The sequence below is a fragment of the Promicromonospora sp. NPDC052451 genome (genome assembly GCF_044547525.1).
Lineage (GTDB): Bacteria > Actinomycetota > Actinomycetes > Actinomycetales > Cellulomonadaceae > Promicromonospora.
The window spans coordinates 1-13394 of record NZ_JBIUAP010000024.1; the positions used below are offsets into that span (position 1 = coordinate 1).

11 protein-coding genes are annotated in these 13394 nt (G+C 72.3%); 3 read left to right on the forward strand and 8 right to left on the reverse strand.

The genetic code is table 11. The annotated features are described in order from the left end of the window. Positions 1-200: 200 nt before the first annotated feature. The 6 genes from murQ to ACIG47_RS26165 all read right to left on the reverse strand — a co-directional run bounded on the left by murQ (position 201) and on the right by ACIG47_RS26165 (position 7329). Positions 201-1160 carry an N-acetylmuramic acid 6-phosphate etherase gene (murQ, locus tag ACIG47_RS26140; RefSeq protein ID WP_397411643.1) on the reverse strand — a complete coding sequence of 320 codons (960 nt, stop codon included), beginning with the start codon at positions 1158-1160 and terminating at the stop codon, positions 201-203. Between the two features lie 54 nt (positions 1161-1214). Beyond that, on the reverse strand, positions 1215-3008 hold the full coding sequence (locus ACIG47_RS26145; RefSeq protein WP_397433989.1) for a glycoside hydrolase family 3 N-terminal domain-containing protein: 1794 nt from the start codon (positions 3006-3008) through the stop codon (positions 1215-1217). Then, positions 3005-3835, reverse strand: coding sequence for a carbohydrate ABC transporter permease (locus tag ACIG47_RS26150; RefSeq protein ID WP_397433990.1), 831 nt, complete (start codon positions 3833-3835; stop codon positions 3005-3007). Before ACIG47_RS26150 ends, ACIG47_RS26145 begins: the two co-directional genes overlap by 4 nt. After that, positions 3832-4824 carry a carbohydrate ABC transporter permease gene (locus ACIG47_RS26155; protein WP_397411649.1) on the reverse strand — a complete coding sequence of 331 codons (993 nt, stop codon included), beginning with the start codon at positions 4822-4824 and terminating at the stop codon, positions 3832-3834. Before ACIG47_RS26155 ends, ACIG47_RS26150 begins: the two co-directional genes overlap by 4 nt. Further along, on the reverse strand, positions 4821-6113 hold the full coding sequence (locus ACIG47_RS26160; RefSeq protein WP_397433991.1) for a sugar ABC transporter substrate-binding protein: 1293 nt from the start codon (positions 6111-6113) through the stop codon (positions 4821-4823). Before ACIG47_RS26160 ends, ACIG47_RS26155 begins: the two co-directional genes overlap by 4 nt. A 169-nt stretch (positions 6114-6282) precedes the next feature. Next, positions 6283-7329: a biotin/lipoate A/B protein ligase family protein gene (locus ACIG47_RS26165; RefSeq protein ID WP_397433992.1), complete on the reverse strand. Its 1047-nt coding sequence runs from the start codon at positions 7327-7329 to the stop codon at positions 6283-6285. A gap of 180 nt (positions 7330-7509) precedes the next feature. On the opposite strand from ACIG47_RS26165, the gene ACIG47_RS26170 reads away from it, so the two are divergent. Then, positions 7510-8640 carry an N-acetylglucosamine kinase gene (locus ACIG47_RS26170; RefSeq protein ID WP_397411655.1) on the forward strand — a complete coding sequence of 377 codons (1131 nt, stop codon included), beginning with the start codon at positions 7510-7512 and terminating at the stop codon, positions 8638-8640. A 106-nt stretch (positions 8641-8746) separates the two neighbouring features. Then, complete coding sequence (locus ACIG47_RS26175; protein WP_397411657.1) at positions 8747-9649, forward strand: MurR/RpiR family transcriptional regulator; 903 nt, start codon at positions 8747-8749, stop codon at positions 9647-9649. 85 nt (positions 9650-9734) lie between these two features. On the opposite strand, the gene cimA is transcribed toward ACIG47_RS26175, so the two are convergent. Together cimA and ACIG47_RS26185 are read right to left on the reverse strand one after the other, a co-directional pair. Further along, positions 9735-11366, reverse strand: coding sequence for a citramalate synthase (gene cimA, locus ACIG47_RS26180; protein ID WP_397433993.1), 1632 nt, complete (start codon positions 11364-11366; stop codon positions 9735-9737). Between the two features lie 275 nt (positions 11367-11641). Then, positions 11642-12217 carry a TetR/AcrR family transcriptional regulator gene (locus ACIG47_RS26185; RefSeq protein ID WP_397410564.1) on the reverse strand — a complete coding sequence of 192 codons (576 nt, stop codon included), beginning with the start codon at positions 12215-12217 and terminating at the stop codon, positions 11642-11644. Positions 12218-12300: 83 nt separating this feature from the next. Between ACIG47_RS26185 and ACIG47_RS26190 the strand changes: the two genes are divergently transcribed. Then, positions 12301-13242, forward strand: a complete 942-nt coding sequence (locus ACIG47_RS26190) for an aldo/keto reductase (protein WP_397433994.1) — start codon at positions 12301-12303, stop codon at positions 13240-13242. Positions 13243-13394 lie beyond the last annotated feature (152 nt).

Here is a 13394-nt window from a genome sequence, read left to right on the forward strand (position 1 = left end):
CCCGCAGGAAAGTCACGACCTCGCAGGGCAGGCACGACCCCGCAGGAAAGTCACGACCTCGCAGGGCAGGCACGACCCCGCAGGAAAGTCACGACCTCGCAGGGCAGGCACGACCCCGCAGGAAAGTCACGACTCGGAGGGCACTCACGACCTCGCGCGGACATGCCCACGAGACAAGCCTGCCGGGCAGCAAGCCGGGGTCAGCGCGGGGTGACGCCCAGGCGGGAGAGGGCCTCGCGGACCGACGGGGTGCCGAAGCTGCCCGGGGCGGGCGCGAGCGCCGCGAACGCCGCCGAGCGGTCGACGCCCGCGACCAGCATCACGAGGGCGGCCCGCAGGTCGCCGTCGGTCGCGGCCAGGGCGTTCTCGCAGACGTCCGGCTCCAGGTCGGTGGCCTGCGTGAGCAGGCGGACCAGGCGACGGCGCAGCTTGGCGTTGGTGGCGAGCACCTCGACCATGAGGTTCGAGTAGGTCTTGCCCAGCCGCACCATCACCGCGGTCGAGAAGGTGTTCAGCACCATCTTCTGGGCGGTGCCGGCCTTCATGCGGGTGGACCCCGTGATGGCCTCCGGCCCCGTGTTCACCAGGATGGGCACGTCGGCCTTCGGCGCCAGGGCCGCGAACGGGTTGGACGCGAGCAGCACGGTCCGCGACCCGCGCGAGCGGCCCATGTCGAGCGCGCCACCGACGTACGGGGTGTTGCCGCTGGCCGCGATGCCGAACACCATGTCGGCGGGCCCCACGTCGGCGACGAGCGCGGCACCGGCGGCGCCGTCGTCCTCGGCGCCCTCGACGGCCTTCTTGAAGGCGCCGAGGCCGCCCGCCAGGTGCGGCACGAACATCTCCTCGCCCACGCCGTAGGTGGGCAGCAGCTCGGCGGCGTCGAGCAGGCCCATGCGGCCCGAGGTGCCCGAACCGACGTAGTGCACGCGCCCGCCGGCCCGGATGCCCTCCACGGCCAGGTCGACCGCCTCGACGATGCGCGGGTGCGCCGCGCGGACGGCGGCGATCACCGCGGCGTCCTCGTCGGTGATCATGCGCACCATGTCCGCCGTGGAGACCACGTCGATGTCACGGGTGCGCGGGTTGCGCTCCTCGGTGGGTGAGACCGGGCGTGGCGCCGACTGTGCGTGCCGTTGGAATCCCGCCTCCGCGATCATCGGCGTGCCCCTTTCCCTCGCTGATCCTGTGCTCTGTCTCGCTGTGTCCGTAGTTCATCGCCCCTGGAGGCGCGCGACGGCGGCCGCCGCGTTCGCACGACCCGTCCCGCACGCCACCACGACCGCCGGCCCCCCGTCACGCAGCGTCCCGAACCAGTCCTCGACCGGTCCCGGAAGGCCCGTGTGGACCGCGACGAGGTCCGGCCGCACGGCCCAGAGCTGTTCCAGCCGGGCCCGTTCGGCCGAACCCGGGACGGGTTCACGGGTGATCACGACGAGTGGTTCGCGGCGCGGTGCCATGTTGGACAAGTGTCCAGGAAATTCTGCACCACGTTCGAGCCTGCTTCTGTCGAGATCCGCCGATACACCGTACCGGGTGAATCGGGCAATAAGCACGGCAAGTCCGCGTTCATCCAGGCCGAGTTCTGCGGGCATCTCCCCGGCAGGGCTCTGACCAGGGATGACACCCGCGGACGAATCGTCGACGGCACGCAGGTCGCCCGTCTCCGGCGGGTCCGCTGCTCCCTCGGCACCACTCTCCAGATCACCCTCGGCGGGGAGCTCCCGGGCTCCCGGCCAAGCCGCCGCGAGCGCCGACTGCACGTGCCGCGCCGTGCGACCCGCCGCGTGGTCCAGCCGGGTCCGCAGGTCCACGACGTCGGGCGACGCGTCGGGCGGCAGCGGCACCGGGCCGGCGCCCCGCACGTGCACGACGACGTCCGCGATCCGCGCGCCGACCTCGGCCAGCTCCGCGAGAGCCGCCCGGGCGGGGGCGGTTCCCGTCGTCGTCCCTGCCGCCGCCCGACGGCCGCGGACGTCCGCCGCCAGTGCCCGGTTCCGGCCCGCGGACTCCTCCAGGCGCTCGACGGTCAGCCGGCCGGATGCGACGGCGGCGGTGAGCGCGTCGTACGCCTCGGTGTAGAGGGCCGGGTCCAGGCCGAGGCAGAGCAGGTCGGCGCCGGCCTCGACGGCGCGCACCGCGGCCTCCCCCACCGTGCCGGTGAGCCGGCGCAGGGCGCCCATGTCGAGCGCGTCGGTGACGACCGGCCCGTCGTGGCCGAGCTCGCGCAGCAGCCGCGTGGCAGCGGGTTCGACGGAGGCGGGCGCGGGCCCGATCGCGGGGAAGAGCACATGGGCGGTCATGACGGCGTCGAGCCGGGACTGGTCGCGCGGTCCGGCTCCGGGAGCCTGGCCGCCGTCGGTGCACAGGGCGCGCGCGAACGGGACGAGGTCCCGCTCCCGGACGACGGCGAGGGGCGCGTCCACGACGGGCAGCCCGATGTGGGAGTCCACGGTGGTGGCGCCGTGCCCGGGGAAGTGCTTGCCGCACACGCCGACGCCGGCGCTGCGCACGCCGCGGGCGAAGGCGATGCCGTGCTGCGCGACGACCTCGGGCGTGGTCCCGAAGGCCCGCACGCCGACCACGGGGTTGTCGGGCTCGGACACGACGTCGAGCACCGGGCCGAGCAGCAGGTCGACACCGGTGGCCGCCAGCAGCCGGCCCAGTGCACGCCCGGCGTCGAGCGAGACGGCGGGCCCGCCGGGGTGGACGCCGAGCGCGGCCGCCCCGGGCAGCGAGGACCCGCTCGCGGCCTCCAGGCGCGACACGTCGCCGCCCTCCTCGTCGACGGCGACGAGCAGGTCGGGCGAGATCGCGTGCAGCGCCGCGGAGAGCGCCGCGGTGGTCTCGACGTCCGGCGTGTTCCGGGCGAAGTAGACGACACCGGCCAGGCCGGCGCGGGCGGCGTCGGCCAGCCAGCCGGGGACGTGCCCGCCGGGGCTCTCGAAGCCCGGCAGGAGCACGCCGTTCACGGCCCGCCCGAGGCGGCCGCCGAGCTCCGCGCTCATGCCTTCACGGCCCCCGAGGTCAGACCGGAGGCGAGGCGCCGCTGGACCAGCACGAAGAAGATCATCACGGGCACGGTGATGATCGTGGAGGCCGCCATGATGGCGCCCCAGTCGTTGGAGTGGATGCCGAAGAACGACCGCAGCCCGATCGCCACGGTGTAGCTCTCGGTGGCACCGCCGAGCATCGTCATGGCGAAGATGAACTCGTTCCACGCCGTGATGAAGCCGAAGATGCTGGTGGCCACGAGCCCGGGCGCCACGAGCGGCAGCAGGACCGACCAGAACATGCGGCCCCAGCTCGCGCCGTCGAGGTAGGCGGCCTCCTCCAGCTCGACGGGGACGGCCGCGACGAACCCGCGCAGCATCCAGATCCCGAACGGCACCGCGAGCGCCACGTAGACCACGACGAGGCCGAGCAGGGTGCCGAGCAGCTGGAGGTCGCGCACCTGCACGAACAGGGGGATGACGAGCGCCTCCAGGGGCACCATCTGCACGATCAGCACGAGCATGAGGATCTGGGTGCGCATGCGGAACCGGAAGCGGGCCACCGCGACGGACGCCAGCAGCGCGAGCAGCGACGAGACGAGCACGGTGCCGAGCGCCACGAGCAGCGAGTTGCGCAGGAACGTGCCGAACCCGCCCTCGGTGAGCACGAACGTGTAGTGGTCGAGGGTGGGCTCGGCCGGCCAGAAGCTGCTGGTGTGCCCGGCCTGCGCGTCGAGCGAGCTGTTCAGCATCCAGTAGACGGGGAACAGCGTGAACACGAGCAGGAGGGCGACCAGCACCCCCTTGCTGACCTGGCGCAGCGGGGACCGTCGTGCACTCATCGTTCCTCCTCCGCCAGCACGGTGCGGACGTAGACCGCGGTGATCGCGAGCAGCAGCAGCGTGAGCAGCACGGCGATGGCCGAGCCGAACCCGTACCGGTTCTGCCCGAACGACTCGACGTACGACCACACGCCGAGGTTCAGCACCGACCGGTTCGACCCGGCGCCGCCGGGCATGAGGTACACCTGCGCGAACACCTTGAAGTCCCAGATGGTCGACAGGATGATCACGACGGCGAACACCTGCCGCAGCTGCGGCACGATGATGGAGAAGAACCGCCGGAACGAGCCTGCGCCGTCCATCTCGGCGGCCTCCAGCATCTCCTTGGGCACGCCGAGCAGGCCGGCGAGCACGGTCACCGCGACGAACGGGAAGCCGTGGTGGATCACGTTGAGCAGCACGATCGCGTAGAAGGTCCACCGGCCGGTGAACCAGTTGGTGGGGTCGTCCAGGAGCCCGAGGTTCATCAGGGTGTCGTTGAAGACGCCGCGGTCGGCGTCGAAGATCCAGACCCAGACGTACGTGCCGGTGACGGCGGGCATGGCCCACGCCGCCATGATCGCGCTGGAGGTCACGGTGCGCCAGAACGTGCCCAGGGAGGCGAGCAGCACCGCGACGGCCGTGCCGAACGCGACCGTGCCGGCCACGGACAGCACCGCGAAGCCCACGGTGTTGGGCAGCACCACGGTCCACAGCTCGGGGGCGGTCAGGATCTCGGTGTAGTTCCGCAGGCCGATCCAGTTCGGCTCGCCCGTGGTGATCTCGCGCAGGCCGTAGTCCTGCAGGGAGAACAGGAACACCCGCACCAGCGGCCACAGCAGCAGGACCGCCAGGACGAGCAGGGCGGGCGCGAGCAGCAGCCAGGGCCGCGCCGCGGCGGCCCTGGCCCTGCCCGACCAGCTGCCCGACCGCCCGCCGGCGGTCCTGCGGGCCGCCGGGCCGGCCCCCGTCGGGACCGGCCGCGGCGTGGGTGGGGCCGACGCCGTCATCCAGCGCCGTTCAGCACGTTCGTCATCTCCTCCGCCGCGGCGGCCGACGCCGTGGCGACGTCCGACTCCCCGGAGAGGATCGACTGCATCATCGTGCTCGTCGTCAGCTTCGCCTGCACCGCGCCGTAGGTGGGGGCCGCGGGCACGGACGCGCCGCCGTCCACGAACTGCTCGGCGAACGGCGCCACCAGCGGGTCGGTGCTCGCCAGGGTCTCGTCCAGCAGCGACACCTGGCCCGGGAAGTACCCGGACTGCTCGGCCCACTGCTGCGCGAACTCGCCGGTCGTCATCATCTCGATGAACGTCCAGGCGAGGTCCTTGTCCTGCGCCGTCTCGAACATGCTCAGGTGCGAGCCGCCCAGCACCGACGGCGCGATGCCGCCGTCCTGCCCCGGGATCGGCACGGCGGCGAACTTGCCCTCCATGTCGGCGTTGGCCTCGACGATCGCGCCGGGGGTCCACGAGCCCATGACGGCCATGCCCACGTCGCCCGCGGCGAACGAGTCCAGCACGTCCGTCTCGCGCCACGTCGTGGCTCCGGTCGACGAGTAGCCGCCCTCGGTGGCCAGGCCCGTCCAGAACTCGATGCCCTCCTGCGACTCCGGGCTGTCCAGGCCGGACGTCCAGATGTCTCCGTCCAGCGTCGCGACCTCGCCGCCCGCGCCCCAGACCCACGGGTACACGGTGAACTCGGCGTCGCCGGGTACCGCGACCGCGATCTTGTCGGGGAACTCCTCCTTGAGCCCCGCGGCCGCCTCCTCCAGCTCGTCCCACGTGGTGGGCGGCTCGACGCCGGCCTGCTCGAACATCTCCGTGTTGTACACGAGCGAGCGCACGCCGGCGTACCAGGGCATGCCGTAGAGCTGCTCGTCGTACGTGCCCGCCTCGACCAGGCCCTCGACCAGGTCGTCGGTGACCCCGGCCTGGTCCACGTACTCGTCGAGCGGGGCGAGCGCGCCGGCGTCGGCGAACTCGGGGGTCCAGGTGGTGCCGGTCTCGGCGACGTCGGGGGTGGTGCCACCCGCGATGGAGGTGACGAACCGGTCGTGGGCGTCGCCCCACTCCACGAACTCCACGTCGAGCGTCGCGCCGGTCTCCTCCTCGAACGCCGCGGCGACGTCGTCGAAGAACGCGTCGGCGTCGGGGTTGGTGCCCTGCATGATCCAGACGCTGAGGGAGCCGTCGCCCTCGGTGTCGCCGCCGCTACCGCCGCCGCACGCCGCCACCGTGGCCGCGAGAAGCACCGCGCCCGTGGCCGCTGCCACCGGCCGCCGCATCGCTCGATTCATCGTTCGGCTTCCTTTCGCTCGGTGCCGCGAGAGTAGCCAGGTGATATTTCTGAGAAATGAACTTCCCAATACGCGGCATTGCGTGGAGATTACTGACGCACTGATGTATCTGCTAGGGGTGTTACCAAACCGTGATTGCCCATCATGGCACGGTCTGTCCGTACCGGCCCTAGGGCACGCGCGCCGTCCATTCCGGGGTGCCGAACTTCGACTCGACGAGCTTGTCCGCCAGCTCCCACTCCCGCGTCGTGACCTCTCCGGTGACCGTCCGGTACCGCGCCCGGAACGCGGCCTCCAGCGCGTCGATGACCTCTGCCCGGCCCAGCCCGGTCTGCGAGCGCAGCGGGTCCACGCGCTTGTTCGCGCTGCGGGTGCCCTTGTCGCTGAGCTTCTCGCGACCGATCCGCAGCACCTCGGTCATCTTCGTGGCGTCCATGTCGTACGCCATGGTCGCGTGGTGCAGCACGGCACCCCCGGCGAGCCGCTTCTGGGCGGCGCCGGCGATCTTGCCGGCGGGCGAGGCGATGTCGTTGAGCGGCACGTAGGTGGCGTCGATCCCGAGCCCGTGCAGGGCGCCGATCACCCAGTCGTCCAGGAAGGCGTAGGACCGCTCGAAGCTGAGCCCGTCCACGAGCGAGCCCGGCACGTACAGCGAGTAGGAGATGGTGTTGCCGGGCTCCATGAACATGGCGCCACCGCCGGAGATCCGCCGGATCACGCGGGCCCCGTGCCGTGCCGCGCCCTCGGCGTCGACCTCGTTGCGCAGGGACTGGAACGAGCCGATGATGACGGCGGACTCGTCCCACTCCCAGAACCGCAGGGTGGGCCCGCGGCGGCCGGCGCCCAGCTCCTCGGTCAGGACCTGGTCGAGCGCCACGTTGAGCAGGGGCGAGACCGCGGGGGTCCGGATCACCTCGAACTCGTGGTCCTCCCAAGCGGTCGCACGGCCGAGCGCCCGCCGGGTGGCCACGGCCACGGCGTCGGCGTCGAACCCGACGGCGGTGGCCCCCTCGAGGGCACCCCGCACGGCCTCGGCGAGCTGGGCCTTGGAGGCGTCCGCGGGCATCCCGTCGAGCGCCTCCCCCATGGCCTCCAGCGCCTCGTCGGGCTCGAGGAAGAAGTCTCCGCTCACCCGCGTCCCGGCCAGCCGCCCGGCGGCCAGACCGGTCTCGACACGAACCAGCTTTCCCGATGGAACCTTGTACTCTCCGCGCACGTGTTCACAGTAGGCGACGGTGCCTGCGGTGTCCGACGCCGGTCCCCGCCTTAGGTACGGAAGGTGGGGTTCCCGGCGTCGGGCACATCCGGACTTTTGGCGAGAAGGCGCCGCAGATCAGGCAAGAATTTACTCCTCTCTTTAGACAACCTTGCCCTGGTTTCGTGTCAGAATGACCGGGTGTCCGAACTCGCACTGGGTATTGATGAGACGGCGGTCGACGCCTGGGTCGTCGCGCTCGACGTAGGCGGCAGTGGCTCGCGCCTGGTCGCCGAGTTCGGCAACTCCGTGAACCCCGAGCGCATCAGCCTGAACGGCCGCGCCGTCAAGGTGAACCACCGGGGCAGCGACGCCCCGGCGGTCGTCGCCTCCCTGTGCCAGTCGTTCAACGCGTGGGCCGCCCGGATGGGCGTGGACGGCATGAGCGACGGCAGCACCGCGCCCGTCGCGTCCGCCGCCGTCGGCATCACCGGACTGACCTCGCTGGTCGAGAAGCCGCTCGAGGTGCACGACATCCTCGCCCGCGAGCTGCGGACCAACCGCACCGCCGTCGCCGGTGACGCGCTCACCGCCCACCTGGGCGCGCTGCGCGGCCGCGCGGGTGCTGTGCTCTCCGTGGGCACGGGCGCCGTCGCGTTCGGGTACGACGGCGTGAGCCGCTGGCGCCGCGCCGACGGCTGGGGCCATCTGCTGGGTGACCTGGGCGCCGGTGTGTGGGTCGGCGGCGAGGCACTGCGCGCGGCGGGCCGCTACCACGACGGCGCCAGCCGTGGTGGCTCGAAGCGCCTGCTGGACGCCGCGGTCGCCAAGTTCGGCCTCATCGAGAGCTGGCCCAACCAGTTCTACAAGAACACCCAGCGCGCCCGGCAGCTCGCCTCGATGGCCCCGGAGGTCATCATCGCGGCCGCCGAGGGGGACGGCGTCTCGATCCGCATCCTGGAGGAGGCGGGCCGGCACCTCGCCGACACGCTGTCCAGCGCCCTGGGTCGCGGCATCCCGCCCCTGGCCTCCACGACCGGCCGCCTGGTGCAGGAGGAGTCGCCGCTGACGGTGTCGCTCACCAAGCACCTCTCGGAGGACCGGCCGGACGTGTCGCTCGTGCCGAGCGGTGGCACGCCGCTGGACGGTGCGCTCCACCTGGCCCGCCGCCTGCGCGACACCCCGCAGTCGGTGGCCGGCTTCCGGCCGTGGCTCACCGTCCGCGTGGACGGTCACCACACGCTGCGCGAGTCCGCCGAGGACGCGAACGCGAACGACATCCTCACCGCGGAGCTGTCGGCCACCGAGCTGCCGGGTGACGACTTTCAGTGACGCCGAGCCGTCGGCTGCCTCCTTCACACCCCGTTGTGCCCGAATCCCCGGTACGGGTGTATGTTCCGAGCCCTAGGCCTACCACCCGATCTGCGGGAGATGCGACATGACAGGTGACGTTCTCGTCCGACTCAGGCGCGCACTGCCGACGCTGCGCCCAGCGGAGGCGCGTGTGGCGCAGACGGTGCTCGACGACCCGAACACGGTCGTCGCCTCGACCATCACCGAGCTCGCCGGTCACGCCGACACGTCACAGGCCACCGTGGTGCGGTTCTGCCGCGCCGTCGGCTACGCGGGCTACCCCGAGTTCCGGATCGACCTGGCGCAGGCGACCAGCCGGCGCGAGGTGGAGATGGAGCGGTCCGGTATCGCCGAGGGCGAGATCAACCAGACCGACGACATCGAGGCCGTCGTCTCCAAGATCGCGTTCCACGAGGCGCGGACCATCGAGGAGACGGCCCGCATGATCGACACCGCGGCGATCGAGCGCGTGGCCGTGGCCATCTCGGAGGCCAAGCGGGTCGACGTGTACGGCGTGGGCTCCTCCAACCTCGCCGCGGCGGACCTGGCGATGAAGCTGCAGCGCATCGGCGTCTTCGTGTTCAGCTCCCCCGACCCGCACCAGCAGCTGGCCTCCTCGGCGCTGCTCGAGCCGGGCAACGTCGCCGTGGCCGTCTCGCACTCGGGCCAGACGCGCGAGACCAACCAGGCCCTGGAGATCGCGCGCCGGCGCGGCGCGCTGACGGCGGCCATCACCAACTTCCCCGACGCCCCGATCGGCCTGGTGTCCGACGTGGTGCTGGCCACCACGGCACGCGAGACGCAGTTCCGGGTGGGCGCCATGTCCAGCCGCATCGCGCAGCTCACCGTGGTGGACTACCTGTTCGTCCGTGTCGCCCAGCGCACCTACGACCGGTCCTCGGCCGCGATCCGCGCCACCTACGAGGCCGTCCGCGACCCGCAGCTCCACGTCGGCGCCGCCAAGCTGGACCGCCCGGCCGCCGTCTGACCCACGTCGCCGAGAACAGAACGGTGGCGGGACAGGACCTCAGCGGTTCCGTCTCGCCACCGTTCTGTCTCGCCAGGGCGCTACCTCACGGGCGGGGTTCCACGCCCGAGGTCAGCAGGCCGTAGACGTACGCCTCCGTGACCGCCTCCCAGGCGGCCTCGACCATGTTGGGGCCGACGCCGACCGTGGACCACGACCGCTCGCCGTCGCTCGTCTCGATCAGCACCCGCGTGATCGCGTCCGTGCCGAGCTCCGTGTCCAGGATCCGCACCTTGAAGTCGATGAGCTCGAACCGGTCCAGCTCCGGGTAGACCCGCGACAGCGCGTGCCGCAGCGCCTGGTCCAGGGCGTTGACCGGCCCGTTGCCCTCACCCGTGGTGACGATCCGCTCGCCGCCGGCGCGGATCTTGACGGTCGCCTCGGCCACGGCGGCGGCGTCGGGCGCGTGGACCGACGGCGGGGCGGCGCCGGCCGGCACCGTCTCCACGATGGTGCGCCACGACTCGACGGCGAAGAACTCCGGGCGCTGCCCCAGCTCGGAGCGCAACAGCAGGTCGAACGACGCGTCGGCGGCCTCGTAGGTGTAGCCCGCGGCCTCGTCGTCCTTCACGCGGTTGGTGACGCGCGAGAGCAGCTCACCCTGGCCCGCGAGGTCGAAGCCGAGCTCACGGCCCTTGAGCTCGATCGACGCGCGGCCGGCCATGTCCGAGACCAGCATGCGCATGTCGTTGCCCACCAGCGTGGGATCGGTGTGCTGGTACATGTCGGGGTCCACGCGGATGGCGCTGGCGTGCAGGCCGCCCTTGTGCGCGAACGCGCTGGCCCCCACGTACGGCTGCCGCGCGAACGGCGAGATGTTGGTGATCTCGCTGATGGCGTGCGAGATCCGGGTCGCCTCGCGCAGCCCGCCGTCGGCCAGCAGGGTCATGCCGCCCTTGAGCTCCAGGTTGGCCACGACGGTGATGAGGTCGGCGTTGCCGGTGCGCTCGCCGTAGCCGTTGACCGTGCCCTGCACGTGGGTCGCGCCCGCCTCGACGGCCGCCAGCGAGTTGGCGACGGCGCAGCCGCTGTCGTTGTGCGCGTGCACGCCGAGCAGGCCGTCCGCCTCGGCGCCGGTCGAGGCCCGCAGCTCGTGGACGATCTCGCCCACCCAGGTCGGCAGCATGCCGCCGTTGGTGTCGCAGAGGGTGACCACCTCGGCACCGGCCTCGAACGCGGTGGTCACGGCGCTGGTCGCGTACTCGCGGTCGAACCGGTAGCCGTCGAAGAAGTGCTCGGCGTCCAGCACCACGCGGCGGCCCTCGCCCACGAGGAACGCGACGGTGTCGCTGATCATCGCGAGGTTCTCGGCGCGGGTCGTCCTGAGCGCGCGCTCGACGTGCCGCACGTCCGACTTGGCCACGAGCGTGACCACGGGGGTCGCGGCGTCGAGCAGCGCGCGCACCTGCGGGTCGTCCCCCGCGCGCACGCCCGCCCGGCGGGTGGCGCCGAACGCCGCGAGCACCGCGTTCTTCAGGGTCAGCTCGGCGGCGGCCCGGGCGAAGAAGTCGGTGTCCTTGGGCACGGCCCCCGGCCAGCCGCCCTCGATGTAGCCGACGCCGAGCTCGTCGAGCAGCGCCGCGATGGCGAGCTTGTCGGAGACGGAGAGGCTCATGCCCTCCTGCTGCGCGCCGTCACGCAGCGTCGTGTCGTACACCTGGAACGAGGGGGTGGTCATCGAGGCTCCCAACCATGTGTGCGACCTGGCCGTGCCAGGTCTTCAGGCCAACAAAAAAGACCCTCCAGGGTGTGGAAGGTCTGCGCGCCCGGTGCGATTCTCGCCGGACGCGCTACGAAATGATGATCACCTGTCGCGGGGTGGAGCTCGGGGTGAAGCGCTGAGTCATGCGGGTCATGGTGCCACAGCCGGACGATCGGCAAAAGCCCGGCCCAGGATCCGGACGCGGCCCCGGCCCTGCCGGGCGGCACCGCGGCGCGGACCCGCACCCACGGTCACCCCTCCGGCCGCAGCCCCGCCGCGACGAGGTCGAGCAGGCGCTCGGTCCGGTCCGGCCGGCCCTCGGCGCCCACGAACAGGAGCGCCCCGAGCAGCAGCGCGGCGACGTCCGACGGGTCGACGTCGGCACGGAGCACCCCCGTCCGCGCGCCCTCCTGGAGGATCGAGCCCAGGGCAGCCGCCACGCGCTCCCGCGTGACGGACTGGTCGATGCGCCCCGTCGCCCAGCCGGTGCGCAGCGTGTCGAGCATGCCGCGCTTGGTCGCGACGAAGGCGGCGTAGCGGTCCATCCACGCCCGGAGCGCCTGGTCGGGCGGGAGCTGGCCGAGCAGCTCGGCGGCGCTGGCCGCGACGGCGTCCAGCTCGGCACCGTACACGGCCTCGACGAGGTCCTCGCGGGTGGGGAAGTGGCGGTACAGCGTGCCGATCCCGACGCCGGCAGCGCGGGCCACACGTTCCAGCGACACGGTGTCGTCCGACGCGGCAAACACCTCCTGGGCGGCGGCCACGAGCTTGCCGCGGTTGCGGAGCGCGTCGGAGCGCGCCGGACGGCCGGATGCGGGGACAGACAAAGCGGAGGCACCTCCGGTTGTGCTACGGTCGAAGAGCGGAGGGTCCTCCGCTTCATCCATCATCGCACGAGGACTGGTCTTCCATGACATCCAGCACCGCTCCCGAAACGCCCGGCACCCCGCGCCCCGGCGGCACCGCGCCGCTCGCCGGCCACACCGTCTCCCGCGTCGGCTACGGCGCCATGCAGCTCGAGCGGCTGCACGGTGACCGCGCGGCCGCGGCCGCACTCCTGCGCCGCGCGGTCGAGCTCGGCGTCGACCACTTCGACACCGCGCAGTTCTACGGCAACGGCTTCGTCAACGAGCTGCTCCGCGACACGCTCCGGCCCGAGGACGGCGCCGTCGTCGTCTCCAAGGTGGGGGCCGACCCCGACCCGCACGGCCCGGTGCCCCTGCGCGCGGCCCAGCGGCCCGAGCAGCTCCGGGCCAGCGTCGAGGACAACCTCAGGAGCCTCGGCACCGAGCAGATCCCGGTGGTGAACCTGCGCCGCATGGACACCCTGCCCGGCGTCCTGGCGGAAGGTGACCAGGTGGTCGACCTCGACGACCAGCTCGCGGTCATGACCGCCCTGCGTGACGAGGGCAAGATCGGCGCGATCGGGCTGAGCAGCGTGACGCAGGACGTGCTGCGCCGGGCGCTCCCGGCCGGCATCGCGTGCGTGCAGAACGCGTACAGCCTGGTCGCCCGCCCCGACGAGGAGATGGTGGACCTCTGCGCGGCCCACGGCATCGCGTGGGTGCCGTTCTTCCCGCTGGGCGGCGCGTTCCCCGGCATGCCGAAGGTCACCGACGAGCCGGCGGTGCTCGCCGCGAGCGCCACGCTCGACGTCACGCCGTCGCAGGTCGGCCTCGCCTGGCTGCTGCGCCGATCGGCCGGCACGCTGCTCATCCCGGGCACCGGGGACGCCGGTCACCTGGAGCAGAATGTCGCGGCGGGCGCCCTGGCCCTGAGCGAGGAGTTCGACGGGGTGCTCGCCTCGCTCGACGCCGTGACGTCGCGCGGTGCGGACGTGCGCCTGGCCTGAGCGCCGGGGCTCCGGTTTCTCCGCCCTCCCGGCCGGGAGGGCGGAGAAACATCGGCCGATGTCGGGAATCGCGCTTCTCGCGGTGAACTTTGAACTTTTGTTTGCTAATCGGCATAAGTCCGGATAGGTTGCTCGGGACGACGACGTCGGAC

Bases quoted from the DNA above. Each gene is read 5' to 3' on its own strand.
- ACIG47_RS26145 (WP_397433989.1), bottom strand. From the start codon at position 3,008: ATGAGCGCGGAGCTCGGCGGCCGCCTCGGGCGGGCCGTGAACGGCGTG.
- ACIG47_RS26160 (WP_397433991.1), bottom strand. From the start codon at position 6,113: ATGAATCGAGCGATGCGGCGGCCGGTGGCAGCGGCCACGGGCGCGGTG.
- ACIG47_RS26190 (WP_397433994.1), top strand. From the start codon at position 12,301: ATGACATCCAGCACCGCTCCCGAAACGCCCGGCACCCCGCGCCCCGGC.
- murQ (WP_397411643.1), bottom strand. From the start codon at position 1,160: ATGATCGCGGAGGCGGGATTCCAACGGCACGCACAGTCGGCGCCACGC.
- cimA (WP_397433993.1), bottom strand. From the start codon at position 11,366: ATGACCACCCCCTCGTTCCAGGTGTACGACACGACGCTGCGTGACGGC.
- ACIG47_RS26150 (WP_397433990.1), bottom strand. From the start codon at position 3,835: ATGAGTGCACGACGGTCCCCGCTGCGCCAGGTCAGCAAGGGGGTGCTG.
- ACIG47_RS26175 (WP_397411657.1), top strand. From the start codon at position 8,747: ATGACAGGTGACGTTCTCGTCCGACTCAGGCGCGCACTGCCGACGCTG.
- ACIG47_RS26155 (WP_397411649.1), bottom strand. From the start codon at position 4,824: ATGACGGCGTCGGCCCCACCCACGCCGCGGCCGGTCCCGACGGGGGCC.